This window comes from Chromatium okenii (assembly GCF_016583745.1).
GTDB lineage: Bacteria > Pseudomonadota > Gammaproteobacteria > Chromatiales > Chromatiaceae > Chromatium > Chromatium okenii.
In genome coordinates this window covers 78656-97820 of sequence record NZ_NRRQ01000010.1, presented here as the reverse complement: position 1 = coordinate 97820, position 19165 = coordinate 78656, and the positions used below count along the sequence as shown (strand labels likewise).

At 53.7% G+C, this 19165-nt stretch carries 23 protein-coding genes and 1 other RNA gene; 9 read left to right on the top strand and 15 right to left on the bottom strand.

The genetic code is table 11. The annotated features are described in order from the left end of the window. Positions 1-42 precede the first annotated feature (42 nt). Genes sufC through CKO12_RS05545 form a run of 3 tightly spaced genes read left to right on the top strand, consistent with a single transcriptional unit; the run spans position 43 to position 2537 of the window. Positions 43-798, top strand: coding sequence for a Fe-S cluster assembly ATPase SufC (gene sufC / locus CKO12_RS05555; RefSeq protein ID WP_200153741.1), 756 nt, complete (start codon positions 43-45; stop codon positions 796-798). Further along, the gene (sufD, locus tag CKO12_RS05550; protein WP_200153740.1) at positions 795-2093 is read left to right on the top strand and encodes a Fe-S cluster assembly protein SufD; all 1299 of its coding nucleotides are present in this window, start codon (positions 795-797) and stop codon (positions 2091-2093) included. Before sufC ends, sufD begins: the two co-directional genes overlap by 4 nt. A gap of 12 nt (positions 2094-2105) precedes the next feature. Next, entirely contained in the window at positions 2106-2537 is a 432-nt protein-coding gene (locus CKO12_RS05545) for an SUF system Fe-S cluster assembly protein (protein WP_200153738.1), read from the top strand. Between the two features lie 69 nt (positions 2538-2606). Here CKO12_RS05545 and msbA read toward each other — a convergent pair whose 3' ends face one another. The 7 genes from msbA to CKO12_RS05510 all read right to left on the bottom strand — a co-directional run bounded on the left by msbA (position 2607) and on the right by CKO12_RS05510 (position 8562). Next, a complete protein-coding gene (msbA, locus tag CKO12_RS05540) occupies positions 2607-4358 on the bottom strand; it encodes a lipid A export permease/ATP-binding protein MsbA (protein WP_200153736.1) in 1752 nt (583 codons plus the stop codon). Beyond that, complete coding sequence (locus tag CKO12_RS05535; protein WP_200153734.1) at positions 4355-4777, bottom strand: ExbD/TolR family protein; 423 nt, start codon at positions 4775-4777, stop codon at positions 4355-4357. The genes msbA and CKO12_RS05535 overlap by 4 nt, the downstream gene beginning before the upstream one ends. Further along, a complete protein-coding gene (locus tag CKO12_RS05530) occupies positions 4774-5400 on the bottom strand; it encodes a MotA/TolQ/ExbB proton channel family protein (RefSeq protein WP_200153733.1) in 627 nt (208 codons plus the stop codon). The genes CKO12_RS05535 and CKO12_RS05530 overlap by 4 nt, the downstream gene beginning before the upstream one ends. A 40-nt stretch (positions 5401-5440) precedes the next feature. Next, complete coding sequence (locus CKO12_RS05525; RefSeq protein ID WP_200153731.1) at positions 5441-5725, bottom strand: hypothetical protein; 285 nt, start codon at positions 5723-5725, stop codon at positions 5441-5443. 60 nt (positions 5726-5785) lie between these two features. Continuing rightward, positions 5786-7156: a DNA repair protein RadA gene (radA, locus tag CKO12_RS05520; RefSeq protein ID WP_200153730.1), complete on the bottom strand. Its 1371-nt coding sequence runs from the start codon at positions 7154-7156 to the stop codon at positions 5786-5788. 8 nt (positions 7157-7164) lie between these two features. After that, complete coding sequence (locus CKO12_RS05515; protein WP_200153729.1) at positions 7165-7635, bottom strand: J domain-containing protein; 471 nt, start codon at positions 7633-7635, stop codon at positions 7165-7167. An 87-nt stretch (positions 7636-7722) separates the two neighbouring features. After that, the gene (locus CKO12_RS05510) at positions 7723-8562 is read right to left on the bottom strand and encodes a pyruvate, water dikinase regulatory protein (protein ID WP_200153728.1); all 840 of its coding nucleotides are present in this window, start codon (positions 8560-8562) and stop codon (positions 7723-7725) included. A 287-nt stretch (positions 8563-8849) separates the two neighbouring features. On the opposite strand from CKO12_RS05510, the gene CKO12_RS05505 reads away from it, so the two are divergent. Continuing rightward, the gene (locus CKO12_RS05505; RefSeq protein ID WP_200153804.1) at positions 8850-9941 is read left to right on the top strand and encodes a porin; all 1092 of its coding nucleotides are present in this window, start codon (positions 8850-8852) and stop codon (positions 9939-9941) included. Positions 9942-10019: 78 nt separating this feature from the next. Here the strand turns inward: CKO12_RS05505 and rpiA are convergent, their stop codons facing one another. The 5 genes from rpiA to CKO12_RS05480 form a co-directional block, all read right to left on the bottom strand. Next, a complete protein-coding gene (rpiA, locus tag CKO12_RS05500) occupies positions 10020-10679 on the bottom strand; it encodes a ribose-5-phosphate isomerase RpiA (RefSeq protein WP_200153727.1) in 660 nt (219 codons plus the stop codon). Further along, the gene (locus CKO12_RS05495) at positions 10680-11342 is read right to left on the bottom strand and encodes a 5-formyltetrahydrofolate cyclo-ligase (RefSeq protein ID WP_338032702.1); all 663 of its coding nucleotides are present in this window, start codon (positions 11340-11342) and stop codon (positions 10680-10682) included. Between the two features lie 3 nt (positions 11343-11345). After that, positions 11346-11531: non-coding RNA, 6S RNA (gene ssrS, locus CKO12_RS05490), on the bottom strand. Positions 11532-11546: 15 nt separating this feature from the next. Further along, the gene (locus tag CKO12_RS05485; protein WP_200153725.1) at positions 11547-11936 is read right to left on the bottom strand and encodes a cell division protein ZapA; all 390 of its coding nucleotides are present in this window, start codon (positions 11934-11936) and stop codon (positions 11547-11549) included. Further along, entirely contained in the window at positions 11933-12142 is a 210-nt protein-coding gene (locus CKO12_RS05480; protein WP_242466220.1) for a TIGR02449 family protein, read from the bottom strand. The genes CKO12_RS05485 and CKO12_RS05480 overlap by 4 nt, the downstream gene beginning before the upstream one ends. 117 nt (positions 12143-12259) lie before the next feature. On the opposite strand from CKO12_RS05480, the gene CKO12_RS05475 reads away from it, so the two are divergent. The 5 genes from CKO12_RS05475 (at position 12260) to CKO12_RS05455 (ending at position 17564) form a co-directional block, all read left to right on the top strand. Then, on the top strand, positions 12260-12820 hold the full coding sequence (locus CKO12_RS05475; protein ID WP_207146274.1) for a UPF0149 family protein: 561 nt from the start codon (positions 12260-12262) through the stop codon (positions 12818-12820). After that, positions 12817-14145, top strand: a complete 1329-nt coding sequence (pepP, locus tag CKO12_RS05470) for a Xaa-Pro aminopeptidase (protein WP_200153802.1) — start codon at positions 12817-12819, stop codon at positions 14143-14145. Before CKO12_RS05475 ends, pepP begins: the two co-directional genes overlap by 4 nt. Further along, entirely contained in the window at positions 14142-14486 is a 345-nt protein-coding gene (locus CKO12_RS05465; RefSeq protein ID WP_200153723.1) for a hypothetical protein, read from the top strand. Before pepP ends, CKO12_RS05465 begins: the two co-directional genes overlap by 4 nt. Positions 14487-14573: 87 nt before the next feature. After that, positions 14574-15827 carry a 6-phosphofructokinase gene (locus tag CKO12_RS05460; protein ID WP_200153722.1) on the top strand — a complete coding sequence of 418 codons (1254 nt, stop codon included), beginning with the start codon at positions 14574-14576 and terminating at the stop codon, positions 15825-15827. 15 nt (positions 15828-15842) lie between these two features. Next, on the top strand, positions 15843-17564 hold the full coding sequence (locus tag CKO12_RS05455) for a ShlB/FhaC/HecB family hemolysin secretion/activation protein (protein ID WP_200153721.1): 1722 nt from the start codon (positions 15843-15845) through the stop codon (positions 17562-17564). A gap of 22 nt (positions 17565-17586) precedes the next feature. Here CKO12_RS05455 and CKO12_RS05450 read toward each other — a convergent pair whose 3' ends face one another. From CKO12_RS05450 to rapZ, 3 genes are read right to left on the bottom strand one after another with little or no spacing between them, the layout of a single operon-like run. Continuing rightward, the gene (locus CKO12_RS05450; protein WP_200153720.1) at positions 17587-17856 is read right to left on the bottom strand and encodes an HPr family phosphocarrier protein; all 270 of its coding nucleotides are present in this window, start codon (positions 17854-17856) and stop codon (positions 17587-17589) included. A 6-nt stretch (positions 17857-17862) separates the two neighbouring features. Further along, positions 17863-18285 carry a PTS sugar transporter subunit IIA gene (locus CKO12_RS05445; RefSeq protein WP_200153719.1) on the bottom strand — a complete coding sequence of 141 codons (423 nt, stop codon included), beginning with the start codon at positions 18283-18285 and terminating at the stop codon, positions 17863-17865. Then, positions 18282-19142 carry an RNase adapter RapZ gene (gene rapZ / locus CKO12_RS05440; RefSeq protein ID WP_200153718.1) on the bottom strand — a complete coding sequence of 287 codons (861 nt, stop codon included), beginning with the start codon at positions 19140-19142 and terminating at the stop codon, positions 18282-18284. The genes CKO12_RS05445 and rapZ overlap by 4 nt, the downstream gene beginning before the upstream one ends. Positions 19143-19165 lie beyond the last annotated feature (23 nt).

Here is a 19165-nt window from a genome sequence, read left to right as displayed (position 1 = left end):
GTGATTCACTGTTGCACCCAGTCTTTTATTCGGAGCATATCAATGTTAGTTGTTAATGGCTTGCGCGCCACCGTTGGTGAAAAAGAGATTTTGCAAGGATTGAATTTGACGGTGAACCCCGGCGAGATTCACGCCATCATGGGGCCCAATGGTTCCGGTAAAAGTACTTTGGCGCATGTGCTTTCCGGGCGCGATGGCTATACGGTCACTGGCGGCAGTGCGACGTTTGCCGGGCAAGATTTATTGGCGCTGGAGCCAGAACAACGGGCGCACTTGGGTTTATTTCTCGCTTTTCAATATCCCGTTGAATTGCCCGGCGTGAACAACACTTATTTTCTTAAAGCCGCTCTCAATAGCATTCGCAAAGCGCGGGGCGAGACGGAGTTGGATGCGGTGTCATTTCTGCGTTTAATTAAAGAAAAGCTCAAGATTTTACATCTCGATGAGTCGTTATTAAAACGTGCGGTCAATGCTGGATTTTCGGGTGGCGAAAAGAAGCGCAATGAGATTTTTCAAATGGCGCTGTTGGAACCAAAATTGGCGATTTTAGATGAAACGGATTCGGGATTAGATATTGATGCGCTGCGCGTTGTGGCCGATGGCGTGAATGCGTTACGCAGCCCCGAACGGTCGATGATTGTGGTGACGCATTATCAACGCTTGCTTGATTATATTCAGCCCGATTTCGTGCATGTTTTAGCAAAAGGGCAAATCATTCGTTCCGGCGGTAAAGAACTCGCTTTGGAATTGGAAACGACGGGATATGGTTGGATTGACGCGGAAGGGCTGGCGGCATGACGGATCACGCATTGATGAGTTGGCTGCCGCAGCTCGCGCCCGCTGCGCCCGCGTGGTTGGCGACGTTGCAGGCTGCCGCCCGCGCTCAGGTGCAGACGCAAATCGCCGCGCCGGATGCGGAAGCTTGGCGCTACACCAGCTTAAATCATCTTTTAGAACAAGGCTTTGTGCCGATTGACGAGACGATCACGGCGCTCCAGCCCGATGATTTGGACGAGGTGTTGATTCCCGGTTTGGCGAGTCGGCGCGTGGTGTTTGTCAATGGGCGCTATGCGCCGGAATTGTCGGCGACTGAGGCGCTGCCGCCGGGCGTTCACCTTGACAGTTTGCGCGATGTGCTGGCGCACGATCCCGACGCGGTGCGGGTATTGCTGACGGCAGAGCCGGCAACGGTGCCGCTGTTTATGGCGCTCAACTTGGCGGGGCTGGATGATGGCTTGGTGCTGCGGCTGGATCGGGCGGCGATTTTGGCACAACCGCTTGAATTGATTCATCTTTCTATCGGTTTAGATCAGCCGAGCGTGGCGCAGCCGCATCATCTCATCGTGCTCGGCGACGGGGCGCAGGCGACGCTGGTTGAGCGGTATGTCAGCCTCGGCGCGGCGGTGTATTGCACCAACGCGGTGATCGAGATTCAGTTGGGACGCGACGCGGTGTTGACGCACGAGCGGCTCCAAACTGAAAGCCAGAATGCTTTTCATCTCAGTGGGTTATCGCTGCGACAAGACGCAAATAGTCGTTATCAGAGCGTCAATCTGGGGCTGGGGTCGCGGTGGTCGCGCACTGAGTTGCTGACCCAGTTTTGTGCCGCTCATGCCGAATGCGATTTGCGGGGGTTGTATCTCGCCGGTGATGACCAACGCATTGATTATCATCTGGATGTGAATCACGCCGTGCCGAATTGCACCAGCCGCGAAACCTTCAAGGGGATTATTTACGGCAAGGGGCGAGCAGTGTTTGATGGGCGGGTGGTGGTCGCCAAGGATGCGCAAAAATCCGATGCGGCGATGTCGAATCAAAATCTGCTGTTGTCGCCGCAGGCCGAGATCGACACCAAGCCGCAGTTGGAAATCAACGCCGACGATGTGCGGTGCAGTCACGGCACGACGGTGGGGCAAATTGAGCCAGAAAAACTGTTTTATCTGCGTTCACGCGGTATTTCGGCCGCGCTGGCGCGACGGATGCTGTGTTTGGGTTTTGCCGACGAGATTATCCACACGTTGCACTCGGAAACGCTCCGCGAGCACCTCTCGGAACAGGTTGGGCAGCGGCTTGAGTCCGCGCCTTGGGATTGAAGCGAGGTTGCAATGAACAGATTGGCGCGTTTTACCCGCTTTTTTGACAAATCCGCCGCTGATGCCGCCGCGTTAGCGACATTAGAACCGGATGATGCGGTGGATCAGGATGTGGCGGTCGCAGTCGAACAGATGACGGCGGAAGAGTTGCGCGAGCCGATTATTGCGGCGTTGCGCGAAGTCTATGATCCTGAAATTCCAGTGAATATCTACGATCTGGGCTTGATTTACACCATCGACATCGCCCCTGATGGCGACGTGGCGGTGCAGATGACCTTGACTGCGCCGGGGTGTCCGGTTGCGGGCATGATGCCGCTGATGGTGCGCGACGCGGTGGCGCGAGTGGACGGCGTGGGCGCGGTGCAGGTCGAATTGGTGTGGAGTCCGCCTTGGAATCAAGACAATATGAGTGACGAAGCGCGATTACAGCTTGGTTTGTTATAACGATTTGTAAAAATCAATTGCTACAAAACGCACGGGCAAAGTGAACTCACTTTGCCCTTTTTTATGCGCTCAAATTCCTAAATGATGCAGCCGCGCATAATAGCCACCCAGCGCCAGCAATTCTGCATGGCGTCCCTGCTCAACAATGCGTCCATCATGCAATACCAGAATGCGGTCGGCGTGTTCAATTGTCGATAACCGATGCGCAATCATTAAGGTCGTGCGCTGCGTCATCAATTCATTCAACGCCGCTTGAATATGGCGCTCGGCCTCAGTATCCAATGCTGAAGTCGCCTCATCCAGAATTAAAATTGGCGCATCTTTTAACATCGCTCGCGCAATCGCTAACCGCTGGCGCTGCCCACCCGATAACATCACCCCGCGATCACCAATCACGGTATCAAATCCTTGTGGCAATGCCTCAATGAATTCCAACGCATGAGCACTGGCAGCGACTTGTTTTAGTGCCGCCAGCGTCGGCGGAATGGCGCAGCCATAGCCGATGTTATTCGCAATGCTATCATTAAATAACACGACTTCTTGACTCACTAATGAAATTTGCGCCCGCAAACTCGCCAGCGTTAATTCTCGAATAGGAATGTTATCTAATAAAATTTCACCCGCACTAGCATCATAAAAGCGCGGCAATAAACTGGCAATCGTGCTTTTACCGCTGCCCGAACGCCCCACCAATGCCACCTTTTCACCGGGCGCAATGTGCAAATTTAAGTCTTGAATTGCTGGCAATTTATCCGTCGCGTAGGAATGACTGACGCCGCGATAGTCAATTTGCCCGGCGGCGCGAGTGAGCACCCGCGTACCGCGATCATCTTCTTCATCCGCATCCAGCAATTCAAATAAACTTTCGGCGGCAATAATACCGCGCTGCAATTGCGCATTGACTGAAGTCAAGCGTTTTACAGGCGGCAATAATAAACCCATCGCCACCACAAATGACATGAAAGTGCCAACGGAGATATTTTCTTTTAAGCCCTGCATCGTTGATAAATACACCACCACCGCAATTGCGGCTGCCGAAATCAATTGCACCAGCGGCACACTCGCGGCTTCGGTGGCGATCATTTTCATTTGCAACACGCGGGTTTTTTCATTGATGGCATTAAAGCGCGTGGCTTCGCGCAATTGCCCACCAAAGGCTTTAACAAGGCGTTGTGCATCAATTGCTTCTTGCGCGACTTGCGTTAAATCACCAATGCGATCTTGAATGCGGCGACTGTGGCGGCGAAACCGTTTGGTGGCGTATTTCACTGCGCCCGCCATCACTGGCCCAATAATTAAAAAGATCACCGATAACCCGGCATTGAGATACAACATAAATGCCATTAAACCGAGTACGGTAAATCCATCGCGCACCAAAGTTGTTACGGCAGATGTCGCAGCATTCGCAACGTTTTCAACGTTATAGGTCAATTTAGCGAGTAAATGTCCCGCACCGTGTTGATCGAAATAACGGGTCGGAGCGCGTAATAAATGCGCAAACATTTGGGCGCGTAAATCGGCAACCACGCGCCGTCCCACCCAACTTAAAAAATAGGTGTTAATAAAACCGGCAATGCCGCGCACTAAAAATAATCCAATGAGCAGCAGCGGCATCATGCGCACCATATCAATATCGCGCTCAACAAAGCTGCCATCAATCAGCGGTTTCATTAGCGCCGCAAATAACGGTTCAGTCGCCGCAAAAATCACCATGCCGCTAATTGAAAACGCAAACATGCGCCAATACGGTTTGATGTGATGCAATAAACGGCGATATACCGCGTGCGCGGCGGCGGGAGTTAAAACGAATTCTGGCGTCATGGTGCCGGATGATCTGGGGCAGTGGCGGCAAAGGCGATGCGGCTCAAACCCGCGTGGCGAGCGGCTTCCAGCGCGGTGATTACCGCTTGATGCGGCGTGCGGGCGTCGGCTTGAATCACCACCGGCGGCGGTGCGGTTGCCGCATTGACGAGTGTCAGCAACGTCTGCGGCAACGCTTGTTGAGAGGTAACGCTTTGATCATTCACAAAAAATTGTCCGTTGTGGTCAATGCTGATCCGAATCACGGTCGGCGGCGTGGTCACGGGATCGCCCGCCGCCGTCGGTAATTGCAATTGCAAGCGCGTTTCTTCTTTGAAAGTTGTGGAAACCATGAAAAAAATCAGCAATAAAAACACCACATCAAGCAATGGCGCAATGTTGATTTCTACTGGCGGACGGCGGCGCTGGCGCAGCGTCATGTCAATTCGTCCTCTAATTCACGCTCGCCATATAGCATTTCAATGAATTGTAATGCCTGCGCTTCCAATTCAATCGCTAATTGTTCCACACGTCCATCAAAATAGCGTTGAAACATCAATGCGGGAATCGCAACGCATAATCCGGCAGCGGTGGTCAATAATGCGACTGAGATGCCGCCGGCTAATAATTCAACATTGCCATTTCCAGCACTTTGAATGACGCGGAAAATTTCAATCATGCCAAACACGGTGCCGAGTAAACCGAGCAGCGGAGTAATCGCAGCAATGGTGCCGAGCGGATTCAAAAAGCGTTCTAAATCAGCGACCACATGACGTCCACTATCAATGATCGCTTCTTTCATAATTGCCCGCGAATGCTGCCGATTCGCTAATGCCGCCGCGAGCATATAACCCAGCGGGGAATTCAAACGAATGGCGTGAATCCGTTCAGCAGTGAGTTGACGGGCGCTGTGCAATTGCCACACTTCCGCCAGCAATTTTGGCGGTACAATCCGCCGGCGCCGTAAACTCCAACTGCGTTCTAATACAATTGCCATCGCAATAATTGAACAGGCGGCAATCGGCCACATCAGCCAGCCGCCAGCAAACATCAATTCAAGCACGCGCATATTCCTGAATACTGTTGATGAGTCATCGCTTGCTTCATTCAATCAACCAACTTTGCAACGCATCAATAATTCCCTGCGCCTGCGCTCGACTGGAAATGTTGAATTTAGACTGCGCCCGATATTCACCGTTGCGCTTTTGATAACGGCGAATGGTGTATTTTTCCGCGCCGTATTCTTCTTTAACGCGATCCCAATCTTGATAGCGAAAAATGATGGTCGTCCAACTCCCTTTTGATAATATGACTTTGCCCAGTTCTTTGGTGGTTTCAATACCGTCTTCAGTATAAGTCACCGTGAGTTCTTCAATCGTTTCAGCCATCTTTGTTCATTCCGTAAAAGTTATTAAAATATCGCAACGTCGGTGCTGGTTATATGCACTTTAACTCGCCGCTGCAAGTGCTTCGGACAAGGTGCGCACCATGACGATCTCCAATCCTTCGACGCCATCTTTGGGCGCATTGCCTTGCGGCACGATGGCACGGCGGATGCCATGTTTGACCGCTTCGCGCAGCCGCTCGGCGCCGTTGGGCACCGGTCGCACCTCGCCAGATAAGCCGAGTTCGCCAAACACGGCCAACTCAAGCGGCAGCGGACGGTCGCGGTAACTCGACAGCACCGCCATGATCAGCGGCAGATCGGCGGCCGTTTCGGTGATACGCACCCCGCCGACGACGTTGACGTACACATCTTGGTTAAATAGCCCGATGCCGCCGTGTCGATGCAGCACCGCCAGCAGCATCGACAGCCGAGTTTGATCCAACCCGAGCGCGACGCGGCGCGGATTTGCCAACGGACTCTCGTCAACCAGCGCCTGCACTTCCACCAACAGCGGGCGCGTCCCTTCTCGCGTCACCATCACCACACTGCCGGCCACTGCGTGCTCATGGCGCGATAAAAAGATCGCCGAGGGATTTTTCACCTCGCGCAGCCCGTGCTCACCCATCGCAAACACGCCCAGCTCGTTGACCGCGCCAAAGCGATTTTTCATCGAGCGCACGATCCGAAACGGGCCGCCGTGCTCGCCTTCAAAATACAACACGGTATCCACCATGTGCTCCAGCACTCGCGGCCCCGCCAGCGAGCCATCTTTGGTGACGTGCCCAACCAGAAATACCACCGTATCCTGTTGTTTTGCAAAGCGAACGAGCTGCGCTGCCGCATCACGCACCTGCGACACCGAGCCGGGCGCAGACTGCAACACTTCGGTAAACAGCGTTTGAATCGAATCGACCACCATGATCTGCGGGCGCTCGGCGGCGGCGTGTTCCAAAATGCGCTCCACGCAGGTTTCCGCCAACAGCCGAATGCCATCGCCCGCCAAGCCGCCGGTCAAACCGAGGCGACGCGCACGGAGACCGATTTGTTGCGGCGATTCCTCACCGCTGACGTACAGCACCGGCAAGGTGGTGGCGAGCGCAGCGCAGGCTTGCAGCAACAACGTCGATTTGCCGATGCCCGGATCGCCGCCCAGCAAGACCACCGAACCGGCGACCAAGCCGCCGCCGAGCACCCGATCTAATTCACCGATGCCGCTGTGAATGCGTGCCCGTTCTTCGGGGCTGACCTCGGCGAGCGTTTCGATGCGCGTGGCGGAAGTGCCGGTGTAGCCGCCCCGCAACACTGGTCGCCGCGCTTCGGCAACCTCCGCCAAACTATTCCACGCGCCACAATCGGCGCATTGCCCCGCCCATTTCGGCTGGCGTGAGCCGCAAGCATTGCACACATAAACTGCGCGAGATTTGACTGCCATTGCGGTGTTTATTCTTTTAACAAGTGACGTTTAGCGGCGTTAATTTGCGCAGCAAGATAATCAGAACCACCGCGATCAGGATGAATGCGCTGCATTAAACGGCGATGCGCAGCGCGAATGGTTGCAACATCCGCATCAATAGCAACGCCGAGAATTGAACGTGCTTCCATATCCGTCATCTGTGACTGCGCTGGCGCGACGCTAGAATGAGAGCGCGTTGACTGCCAAACTTGTTGCAATAACGGCAATAAATGCAACGCTTTTTCTAATCGCGCCAGTGCTAATGCCAGAGCGGGAAGTGCCGCAAATAACGGATTGAGATGTCCGCTCATAATTGCCAACACCAAAAGACCACCGCCGCCCCACAGTGCGGAGCTGCGCCATAATTGCTGCCGTTGCGCGGGAGTTAATTGCCGCAGCCAGTAACGAATACCCAAAACAACGCCAATCAACGCAATCAAAAGCAATAATCGCATCATAACAACCTCAATACTATCGGTGCAGTCGTGGTGTTCCTGTCGCAACTTTTGCACTCATGGCGTGGCTACTCAACAGTTGCTGCGCTCTCAAAAATTAGCGATTGGTTCGGCGCTACCGTCTTGATTATCCTTCAAAATTTTGACGATCTGCGATGAGATTTCTTCAATAGATTGCGTGGTGGTATTTAACACGGGAACCTGCAACCGTTTATAAATGTTCTGCGCTTGCCGAATATCATCCTGACAACGCGCCAATGATGAATATGGGCTATTGGGTCGGCGTTCTTCCCGAATCAATTGCAGCCGTTGCGGATCAATAATCAGCGCGAACAGTTTATGCCGACAATCCCACACCAATTGCGGCACATCGCCGCGCTCGAAATCTTCTTCCGTAATGGGATAATTTGCAGATCGCAAGCCATAGTGCATGGCTAAATATAAACAGGTGGGCGTTTTACCGGAGCGGGATACGCCAGTTAATACCACATCAGCGCGATGAAAATTATCAGGACGAATGCCATCATCATTTGCCATCGCAAAATTGATTGCTTCAATCCGTTTGGTGTAAAAATTAGGTTTTGTAATCGCGTGACTTTGCCCTGCTTTCCGACTCGGTGGCACGCCTAACTCAGCAGAAAGTGGGTCAATGAAACTCTCAAATAACTCCATATAATAGCAATTGCCGCTTTTCAGAATATCGCGGATTTCATTATTCAACATTGTGGCAAATACAATGGGACGTGCGCCATCGCGGTCGGCGGCTTCCTGCATCCGCTGGGTGAGCGCCGTCGCCCGCAAATCGGTGTTGATGTAGGGCATATACACCTGCTCAAAGTCGATGGTGTCAAATTGCGACAACAGGCTGTGGCCAAGGGTTTCGGCGGTGATGCCGGTGCTTTCGGAAACAAAGAAGACGGTGCGAATCATAGGGTGATATGCCAGATAGTGGTGAATAGCGAGATGGTTTATCTTTTATTTCAAATAGTTAAGTTGTTTTTACGCCGCGAGGCGGTGAGCAATTTGGTATTTTGCAGACGCCAGCTCCCTATCAACGCGCTGCTGCTGTAAAAATGAGACAGGCGGTTTTTATGTGTCTTTTTTCCGCCTAACTTGTTGCAAAACGCCATGTGCTTCTCTATAGTTGGATACGCAAAGCATGATTGCGTCCAATTTTTTGCAGTCTAACTGACAAATTCACAACAGCGGAGAACAGCATGAACAAGAAACTTCTTACCCTCGCGGTTGCCGCCGCCCTGACCGCCCCTACGGCTGCAATGGCCGAGGCTGTTTTGTACGGCGACCTTCAAGTCTCTATTGATTACGCCAGTTTTGATAACAACAGCTATGAAGGCTGGGGCGTTAATGGTGGTGGTCCGATGCCCGGCAAAGGCAACCGCGACAACCAGATTGGTCTGAAAGGTTCTGAAGACCTCGGCAACGGCTTAAAAGCAATTTACCACGTTCAGATCAATGTGGAATTGACGGCTGAGAACAGCAATAGCATTCTGACTAATGATAATGCTGCGCGAGGCGGTGATAACCTCGTAACGATGCAAAAAAGCTATGTTGGTTTAACGAGTGATTGGGGTACGTTTGTTGTTGGTCGGAATGATACTCCGTTTTACACTTCAACTGAAAAGCTCGACCTGTTTTCCAATACGATGGCTGACTACAACGACACCGTCGGTTTTAATGACGTGCGTGCGGATAATGCCATTGCTTACGTCAGCCCCAGCATCGCTGGTTTCCAATTAGCCGCAGCAGTTGTGCCGGGCGGCGGCATGAGCGCCGGCTTTGGTGCGAATAACAACGCTGATAGTATTTCTGATGCGTATTCGGTCGCTGGTGTTTATAAGAATGGCCCGCTCTTTGCGTCCTTGGCGTATGAGACCTTGGGCAACGAACTGTATATGAACACCGCTACAAGCAATAATTCACTCAGCGCATCTCATGTTAAAGATGATTACACCAAGTGGCGTGCAGGTTTAGGTTTGATGGATTGGAACGGCTTTACCGTCACGGGTATTTTTGAAGATCAATCCGACAATCCAGTGAATGTTGATCAGCAATTGTGGCAGGTGCAGGCAGCGTATGCTTTTGGCAACAGTGCTGTGAAAGCGATGTATGGTCTTGGTGACAGGGATGAAGTTGCAGGTCAAGACCTTGATTATTCGACTTGGGCAGTTGCGTTTGACCACAACCTCAGCAAGCGTACCAAGGCATATGTGTTGTACAATCAATACACTGATGATGTTGCCGACAGCGATTGGGATGGTTTCTCTGTAGGCATGATGCACCACTTCTAAGTCACAATTTTAGTCATTGTGGTATTAAAAAACGGAACCAGTTGGTTCCGTTTTTTATTGTCCCAATGATTTAGCTAATTAGGCTTTGGTCACTGTTTTTGCGCCAGCAGGAGTGCCTAGAATTAACACATCAGCCGGACGTAACGCAAAAATGCCTACCGTCACGACGCCAGCTAAATTATTGATCTGCTGTTCCATGTGAATAGGATCAGTGATTTCTAAATGCCGCACATCAAGAATGACGTTGCCATTGTCGGTCATAAAGCCTTCGCGCCAAATCGGTGTGCCGCCTAATTTGACCAATTCGCGTGCGACATAACTCCGCGCCATCGGAATGACTTCGACCGGCAACGGAAATGCGCCGAGTACGGATACCAATTTACTTTCATCACCGATGCAGACGAATTGTTGACTCGCTGCCGCCACAATTTTCTCGCGGGTTAATGCGCCACCACCACCTTTAATCAATTGGAATTGCGCGTTGGTTTCATCCGCGCCATCAACATATAACGACAGCTCGCCGACTGCATTCAAATCAAATACCGGAATGCCGTGTTGAATTAAACGCGCAGTTGACGCTTCTGAACTGGATACTGCGCCTTCAATTTGGTGTTTTATCGTCGCCAACGCATCAATAAAATGATTGACGGTTGAGCCGGTACCAACGCCAATAATACCGCCTTTAACATACGCCAGCGCTGCTGCTGCCGCTTGTTTTTTCATTGCATCCTGACTCATTCAAGCGTCCTCGTTTGGTGTGTGAAATGAGCGTTTATCATAGCAGAGGCGATTGAGAGTGAATGGACGATGATAAATCCGCCGTTCGGTGATGACCGCATCCAATGGCACATCCCAAGCGCGGGCGGTGAGATGCGCGACGCGCTGGCACTCGTGCGCGATGCCCAACAAACGTGGGCGGCGTCCGTAGTGGCGTTGGCGCAACGGTGCGAGACTGCGATCATAAAAACCACCACCCATGCCAAGGCGCTGACAGTTCGCATCAAATCCCACCAGCGGCAACACGATGACATCCAATTGCCACACCGGGCACAGCGTGCGATTGACCGGTTCGGGAATGCCGAAGCAATTGGGTTGTAAACGGTCGCCGGGCTGATAGCGCCCAAACCAGAGTTGGCCGCGTCCCCAAGTGGTGTGTTGCGGCTGCACAAACGGGAGATAACAGGTTTTGCCATGACGCTGCGCGTAATGCAGCAGCGGGCGGACATCGACCTCGCCATCTGCCGACCAATACAAAGCAATACGCCGGGCGCGACGTAACCACCGCAGTGACACAAGCCGCCGGATGACCTGAGCTGCATGATGATGGTGTTGAGCGGGAGTGAGCTGGTGGCGCAAGGTGCGCAAGGTACGGCGGAGAGCGTGCGGATTTTCGTGATGGATGGGACACCCCCCATTGGCGTCGTTGCAGACCGTCGTTCCTGAACCAAGCGGTTCAAGTGGGGACAGTCAATCCGGCTTCAGGCGTTCCGCTCGGAGGCGGACATGCACAACAGCGTTCTTATCGTGTCCCGTGGGCAGCAATTAGGCTCAAGAAAATACCCAGGCTGCTATCGAATACTACAGGGGGCGTCTTGGAATAAAAGACTATACCCTTTCATCACCAGCGTCCAGCATTGCCAACGCCGTTGGCACCTCGGGTTCAGGCGGCGGTTCTGAAACCGGTTCTGGCACTGCTGCCGCACGCGCCAGCGCCGTTGTCACCTGCAATTGCAACCGTTCCAAACGTTGCGCCGAAGCGTCATCCAACGTCGGACGCGCCCGCTGCAACTGAATCAGCTCGTGCGCGATGTTGAGCGCCGCCATCACCGCAATACGATCCGTGCCAATTACCCGCCCGTGTTTATGAATCTCCCGCATCCGCTGATCCAATAACCGCGCTGAGGTTTGCAGGTCATCCTGTTGCTGCGGCTGGCAGGCGATGCGGTACTCTTTTTCCAGAATTTTAATGCTGACTTGCAGCAAATCATCATTCACAGCTGCGTCTCCAGCGTCCGCAATCGCACCAGCATCGCTTCAATGCGGCTGCGCGTCAGCGTCGTTTTATCGAGCAGGTCATCGCGCTCCACCGCCAGCGCATCGTGTCGTGTGCGCAAGGTGTTATTTTCGTCCCGGAGCCGTTGATTTAATTCAATCAAAGCGTTCACCTGCTGCTCCAGTTCGTCGAGGTCAAAGTTAGCCAAAGTCCGCGACTCCGTTAAGATTTTACGCACTATAGAAGCGGCATTGCAGGCGGTCAATCGCACTCGGACGCATGTTATGATTCGCCGCAAATTGCCCATTTTAAGCCCTTATGGCGCATGACGGAGGCGGTCACGAACACCGACCACGACGTATTTTCTGAGGTGCTCACCCTCAGCCCGCTGGACCCAACGCCGAGTGAAGCGCAGGGAATGTTATGCGGATTTATCTGCACCGGCACTCCAGAACCGCTGACGCAGTGGCTCGCGCAACTGCTCCCACACAGCGACACCGGCGAAGCATTGCCAGCAGAGCTGCTGGCAGCGTTACATCCGCAGCTCCAGCAGTTGCAAGACGGTCTGCGCGATCCTGAAATGCAATTTGAACTGCACCTGCCGCCAGACGAGCGCCCGCTGGTGGAACGCGCCACGGCGGTGTATGACTGGGTGCGCGGCTTTCTGTTTGCGATTGGCGTCAGCGGCGTTACCACGCGGCATCATTCCCCGCAAATTGATGAAATCATTCAAGATTTCACGCTGTTGACCCGACTTGATCTCGACGCGCTCGAAGATCAAGAGGAAAACGAGCTGGCGCTGGCAGAAATCGTCGAATTCATCCGCGTCGCCGCGATGTTGATTTATGACGATTGCGTCCCCGTATTGGACGACGCGCAGCCATGATTCCCGCTGCCGATTATCAACGGCGACGCCGCGCCTTGCTGCACCGCATCGGAGCCACCGGCTTGGCAATTCTGCCGGCCGCCCACGCCACCACCCGCAACCGCGACGTGCAGCACCCCTTTCGGCAACACAGCGATTTCAGTTATCTCACTGGATTTCCAGAGCCAGATGCGCTCGCAGTATTGATACCAAAACGCAAAGAGGGTGAATTCGTTTTATTTTGTCAGCCCCGCGATCCTGAGCGGGAACAATGGGATGGTAGCCGCTGCGGTATTGAAGGCGCAATGACACATTTTGGTGCCGATCAAGCGCATCCGCTCAGTGAAATAGACACGATTTTACCGACGCTTATTGACGGAAAAACGCAATTATATTTTCCAATTGGCAATGATTCATTATTTGATCAGCGCGTCTTTTTTTGGGTCAATCAAGTGCGGGACAAAGTGCGCACTGGCGCGGTGGCTCCCAACACCTTTATTCATCTTGATTCAATTCTGCATGAACAGCGGTTGCATAAAACAAAAGCAGAAATTGCGTTAATGCGCCGCGCTGCGCAGATTTCAGCACAAGCGCATTGCCACGTCATGCGCTGCTGTAAACCGGGCATGACCGAATTGGCATTGGAAACGGAATTTCATCACACTTGCGCCAATGCAGGCGCTCGCTTCAATGCGTATCCAACCATTGTTGGCGGCGGTAAAAATGCCTGCATTTTGCATTACACCGCAAATTCAGCACTGCTGCATGATGGCGATTTAGTGTTAATTGATGCTGGCTGTGAATTACAGGATTACGCCTCCGACATTACCCGCACCTTTCCCGTTAATGGACGCTTTACTCCCGCGCAGCGTGAGCTGTATTTATTGGTATTGCGGGCGCAACTCGCAGCGATTGATTGTGCGCAACCGGGCAAGCGTTGGAATGAACCGCATGATGCAGCGGTGCGGGTATTAACCAAAGGGTTAATCCGACTCGGCATTTTAAGCGGCAAAGTGAATACGTTAATTAAAGAAGAAGCCTATAAACCCTATTATATGCACCGCACGGGACATTGGTTAGGCATGGATGTACACGATGTTGGCGCGTATAAACAAGACGGCGAATGGCGGATATTAGAACCGGGAATGGTATTAACGATTGAGCCGGGATTATATTTGCCCAACACCGATGCCGTGCCAGAACCGTATCGCCAGCTTGGAATTCGGATTGAAGACGATATTTTAATCACGAAACATGGCAATGAAATGTTATCGGCTGCGGTTCCCAAACATCCCGATGCCATTGAAGCCTTGATGACAAATCACTCTTTGAGAACTGCGCCGTGAAAGCAATTCCTGATTTCACTGAAACTGAACACTGGCTATTGAAAACGACCTTGCGCGAGCGATACGGGCGCGAAATAAACGTTGAATTGGCTGATGCCGAAATTCGTTTAGCACCAACGGATCGGTCATTAACAACTTGTCCGATATTTTATTGGCAAGCTGAAGATGGCTGCAATTTTGTGATCTTCAAAACTGGCGCTGATACCTATCGCTGCCAATTCTTTTATCAACCCTATAAACAAATGGGTACCGGAGTGCGGCAATACACCGAGCTTGCAGAATGTGCAGTAGCGTTATTGCAAGCGCAAGCAAATTTTATCGTCGATCAACGCAATACATAATGGCAGCAACTGGTTGTCAGCGATTGACTGACAACTGAAAACCGACAACTGAAACTCACTTATTTCAACCAAAGGAAATCGCGTGTTATGTCTGTAAAAAATGCGTTTTATGCTCAATCCGGTGGCGTCACTTCTGTGATTAACGCTTCTGCTTGTGGAGTAATTGAAGCTGCGCGGCGTCATCCCGATCAAATCGCCAACGTATATGCCGGACGCAATGGCATTATTGGCGCGTTGACTGAAGATTTAATTGATACCAGTCAAGAATCTGATGCGGATATTGCGGCGCTGCGTTATACGCCGTCTGGTGCATTCGGTTCATGCCGCTATAAACTCAAGAGTTTGGAAGCAAATCGCCGTGAATATGAGCGCCTGATTGAAGTATTCAAAGCGCACAACATCGGTTATTTCTTTTATAACGGTGGCGGTGATTCGGCGGATACCTGCTATAAGGTGTCGCAATTGTCGGAAGCATTGGGTTATCCGGTGCAGGCAATTCATGTTCCCAAAACTGTCGATAATGATTTGCCAATTACCGATAATTGCCCCGGCTTTGGTTCTGTTGCGAAATATATTGCAACCTCGGCATTGGAAGCGTCATTTGATGTGCGTTCAATGGCGCGGACTTCGACGAAAATTTTCGTTTTAGAAGTGATGGGACGCCATGCGGGTTGGATTGCGGCGGCGGGTGGTTTAATTGAAGATCACAATTTGCCCGTATTGATTTTATTCCCAGAAATTGAATTCAATCAGGAGCAATTTATCGCCGCTGCAAAAGCGAAAGTGGCGCAGCATGATTTTTGCACCATCATTGTTTCCGAAGGGGCGAAATATCCTGATGGGCGTTTTCTCGCTGAACAGGGCACCCGCGATGCGTTCGGTCATGCCCAGCTCGGCGGTGCCGCGCCGGTGGTTGCCAACATGGTGAAAGAGGCGACGGGCTACAAATTTCACTGGGCGGTTGCCGATTATCTCCAGCGGGCGGCGCGGCATCTGGCGTCAAAAACGGATGTGGAACAGGCGTATGCGATGGGACGCGCTGGCGTGGAATTTGCGCTCGCCGGTCACAACGCGGTGATGCCAACGGTGAAGCGGTTGAATCATGCGCCGTATGCGTGGGAAGTGGGCATGGCGGCGCTGGCGGATGTGGCGAATGTGGAGAAATTTATGCCGCGTGAGTTCATCACTGCCGACGGGTTTGGGATCACGGCGAGCTGCAAGGAATATCTCATCCCGTTGATTCAGGGCGAAGATTACCCGCCGTTTGCTGCCGGTTTGCCAAAATACGTCACGTTAAAAAATGCGCCAGTGGCGAAAAAACTGGCGGCGTTTGAGATTTGAGTCGGAGTCGCTGCGATGATCCTGCGCCAGCATTTTGTTGTCACCGTCACTGTCGGGCTGTTGACCAGCCTTGTGACGCTGCCGGTGCTGGCGCAGCGGGCACCAGATACTGGTACGTTATTGCGTGAAATTGAACGTTCCACCGGCAAAACGCAGGTCGCGCCCGCGCCGTTGTTGCCCGTCAAGCCCGACCCCGCGGGAGTGCCGTTGCCAGAAAAAGCTGGTGAAGCGGTGCTGGTGCAGGGATTCCGCATTGAAGCTGAGCGGTTTCCCGCTGCTGAATTGCAAGCGTTGCTGAAAGACGACATCCAGCGCGAGCTGACGCTGGTGCAGTTGCAAGCCGCTGCTCGCAAAATCAGCGAGTACTACCGCCAACACGATTATCTCGCGTATGCCTATCTGCCGCCGCAAACGGTGCGCGACGGCATCGTCACTATCAAAGTCGTCGAAGCCAAACTCGGTCAGGTCAAGCGCGATGCCAGCGTTCCCAGTCGGATGCGCGATGCCATCGTGCTCGGCACGGTCACGCATCGCGCCGTGCCGGGGCAGCCGCTGCGTCCGGGACAATTAGATCAAGCCATCGCCGCGCTCAATGAATTGCCCGGCGTCGGACGCGCTGACAGCGTGCTCCAGCCCGGTGCCAATCTGGGGGAATCTGACGCGGTGGTGCGGCTGACGGATGCGCCGCTGGCGCAGGGCAATTTGACGCTCAATAACGCCGGTTCAGAAGCCACCGGGCTGTGGCAAGGCTCGCTGGCGGGTTCACTCGATAGTCCGCTGGGGCGCGGTGAGCAGTTCCAGCTCAGTTTGTTGAAATCTGAAGGCAGCCGTTATGTGCGGCTGGGCGCGTCCTATCCGCTGGGCGTCAGCGGGCGGCGCGTGGCGATCAGCGCCTCAGCGTTGGAATACGAGATCAAACCGACCATCAGCCCGCTCGAACTCAACGGCACGTCCACTACTGCGGGCATTGAACTGACGCAACCGCTGCGGCGCAGTGCCAAGCTGTCAGTCACGGCGACGGCGGGATTGGATGCCAAGCGGATGGTGGATCGCATGGACAGCGTGACGCTGGGAGATAAACAGGTGCGCGTTGCTTATGTCGGTCTCAGCGCGACACGGCGCGATGACTGGCTGGGTGGCGGCGTGAACACTGTTGATCTCACCGTCAATCTCGGCGATCTCGATTTGACGCGGCGACCGGAACAATTTGAGGGCGATCAACACACGGCGCAGACGCACGGCAATTACGGCAAGCTCCATGTCACGTTGTCTCGCGAGCAGCCGGTGACGACGCGGGTGACGCTGGTGCCGACGCTGGCAGCGCAGTGGGCTGCGTCGAATCTGGACAGTTCGGAAAAGTTCTCGCTCGGCGGTGTATATGGCATTCGCGCCTATCCGACCGGCGAGGCGAGCGGCGATCACGGTTGGTTATTCAATCTGGAAGCGCGGTGGCAAGTGCGGGAGAGTTGGCGGGTGAGCGGGTTTTACGACTGCGGCTGGATTCAGCAACATGCTGATCCTTGGTTGAATTGGCAAACTGTCGCCGGTCAACCCAACAGCTATTATTTACAAGGTGTGGCAGTTGGGCTGCTGTGGACGCCAGCACCGCTGTTTCAAGCGCAGGCGCTCGTGGCGTCAGTGCTCGGCGACAATCCCGGACAAGATGCGGCAGGTCATAACAGTGACGGCGGCGATGACCAATTCCGCGCTTGGGTGCAGATCAATTTCCGGTTTTAAGCCCGCCATTCCGTTTGGCACCTCAATTCGCCTCCCCAAACCGTTCCGCAATCAACGCCGCCAGCGCCGCCACCGCCTCCACCTCATCTGCGCCGACCGCCTCCACCGTGATCCAGGTGCCCTGACTGGCCGCCAACATCATCACGCCCATGATGCTTTTTCCGTTCACCCGCTGATCTTGGCGTTCGACTTCAATGTGACTTTGAAAGCGCCCCGCGCACTGCACCAGCTTGGCAGAAGCGCGTCCGTGTAATCCCAACCGATTGATAATCTGGCACTCTTGGCGAACCATCAGCACTTATCCTCGACAAGATACGGGAGACGGCGTTGCTGCCGCACAGAGCCGCACGCCCTCGCGTCCACCGGCGCACGCCTTTTCCGTCACTGCATCCAGCTCCAAATGCGCGTAATTCAGCGCCCGCAGCAACATCGGCAGATTTAATCCCGTCAGCACTCGCGCTTGCGGATGCTGCGCTAACAACTCTTTGGCGACATTCGCCGGCGTGGCACCAAATAAATCAGTCAAAATCAACACTCCCTCGCCTTGATCGACCTCGGCAAGGCAGCGCAATCCTTCCGTGATCAAGATGTCGCACGGCGTATCGTTGACGACCTCTAAAATTTCCACGCCGTCGGGATAGCTGCCGAGCAAATCAGCCGCCACCCGCAGCAGCCCGCCCGCTAACGGACAATGCGTCAGCAATACAATCCCAACTGTCATGGCAATTCCCGGTGACGGACGATGACGCGATGTCCGTCTGCTTCAAAGCTGCGGCGCAGCGTTTCCGTCATATACACCGAACGATGTTGACCGCCGGTGCAGCCGATGGCGATGGTGAGATAACTGCGCCCATCGGTTTCAAACGATGGAATCCATTGACGAAAAAACGTTTGTAAATCAAGACTCATCTGCCGCACTGCCGCGCTGGCCTCCAAAAATGCAATCACCGGCGCATCGCGTCCGGTCAAGGGTTTGAGTTCCGCTTGCCAGTGCGGATTGGGTAAACAACGGACATCAAACACAAAATCAACCTCTTGCGGCACTCCGTGCTTAAACCCAAACGATTGCAGCACAATCGAGGCTTTCGGCGAGGCGCTGCCCACCAGCCACCCGCGCACCTGATCCCGCAGCTCATGCACGTTGGTGAGCGTGGTATCAAGGCATAAATCCGCACAGGCACGAATCGGTGCCAACAGCTCCCGCTCCAACGCGACCGCTTCACTCAGCGCCCGATCACCCCGCGTCAACGGATGGCGACGGCGCGTCTCGCTAAAACGCCGCATCAGCGTATCCGGGTGCGTCTCAAGAAAAATCACCCGACATTCCACGCCGTGCTCCTGCGCGGTGCGGATCAATTCCGGCAACAGGCGCAATTGATCCGCGCTGGTGCGGGCGTCAATGCCGACTGCGGTATGCGTCAACAGCTCAGTCAGCGCCGCCTTGCCCAGCCCGTGTACCAAATCATGCAATAAAAACAACGGCAAATTGTCGATGCAGTAATAGCCCAAATCTTCCAGCGTGTGCAGCGCCACGCTTTTACCGGAACCGGACAAACCGCTGAGAATGACTAATTTCATGGCGTTTTAACTCTCACTCCGAA

Bases quoted from the DNA above. Each gene is read 5' to 3' on its own strand.
- sufC (WP_200153741.1), top strand. From the start codon at position 43: ATGTTAGTTGTTAATGGCTTGCGCGCCACCGTTGGTGAAAAAGAGATT.
- sufD (WP_200153740.1), top strand. From the start codon at position 795: ATGACGGATCACGCATTGATGAGTTGGCTGCCGCAGCTCGCGCCCGCT.
- CKO12_RS05545 (WP_200153738.1), top strand. From the start codon at position 2,106: ATGAACAGATTGGCGCGTTTTACCCGCTTTTTTGACAAATCCGCCGCT.
- msbA (WP_200153736.1), bottom strand. From the start codon at position 4,358: ATGACGCCAGAATTCGTTTTAACTCCCGCCGCCGCGCACGCGGTATAT.
- CKO12_RS05535 (WP_200153734.1), bottom strand. From the start codon at position 4,777: ATGACGCTGCGCCAGCGCCGCCGTCCGCCAGTAGAAATCAACATTGCG.
- CKO12_RS05525 (WP_200153731.1), bottom strand. From the start codon at position 5,725: ATGGCTGAAACGATTGAAGAACTCACGGTGACTTATACTGAAGACGGT.
- radA (WP_200153730.1), bottom strand. From the start codon at position 7,156: ATGGCAGTCAAATCTCGCGCAGTTTATGTGTGCAATGCTTGCGGCTCA.
- CKO12_RS05515 (WP_200153729.1), bottom strand. From the start codon at position 7,635: ATGATGCGATTATTGCTTTTGATTGCGTTGATTGGCGTTGTTTTGGGT.
- CKO12_RS05510 (WP_200153728.1), bottom strand. From the start codon at position 8,562: ATGATTCGCACCGTCTTCTTTGTTTCCGAAAGCACCGGCATCACCGCC.
- CKO12_RS05505 (WP_200153804.1), top strand. From the start codon at position 8,850: ATGAACAAGAAACTTCTTACCCTCGCGGTTGCCGCCGCCCTGACCGCC.
- rpiA (WP_200153727.1), bottom strand. From the start codon at position 10,679: ATGAGTCAGGATGCAATGAAAAAACAAGCGGCAGCAGCAGCGCTGGCG.
- CKO12_RS05475 (WP_207146274.1), top strand. From the start codon at position 12,260: ATGACGGAGGCGGTCACGAACACCGACCACGACGTATTTTCTGAGGTG.
- pepP (WP_200153802.1), top strand. From the start codon at position 12,817: ATGATTCCCGCTGCCGATTATCAACGGCGACGCCGCGCCTTGCTGCAC.
- CKO12_RS05460 (WP_200153722.1), top strand. From the start codon at position 14,574: ATGTCTGTAAAAAATGCGTTTTATGCTCAATCCGGTGGCGTCACTTCT.
- CKO12_RS05455 (WP_200153721.1), top strand. From the start codon at position 15,843: ATGATCCTGCGCCAGCATTTTGTTGTCACCGTCACTGTCGGGCTGTTG.
- CKO12_RS05450 (WP_200153720.1), bottom strand. From the start codon at position 17,856: ATGGTTCGCCAAGAGTGCCAGATTATCAATCGGTTGGGATTACACGGA.
- CKO12_RS05445 (WP_200153719.1), bottom strand. From the start codon at position 18,285: ATGACAGTTGGGATTGTATTGCTGACGCATTGTCCGTTAGCGGGCGGG.
- rapZ (WP_200153718.1), bottom strand. From the start codon at position 19,142: ATGAAATTAGTCATTCTCAGCGGTTTGTCCGGTTCCGGTAAAAGCGTG.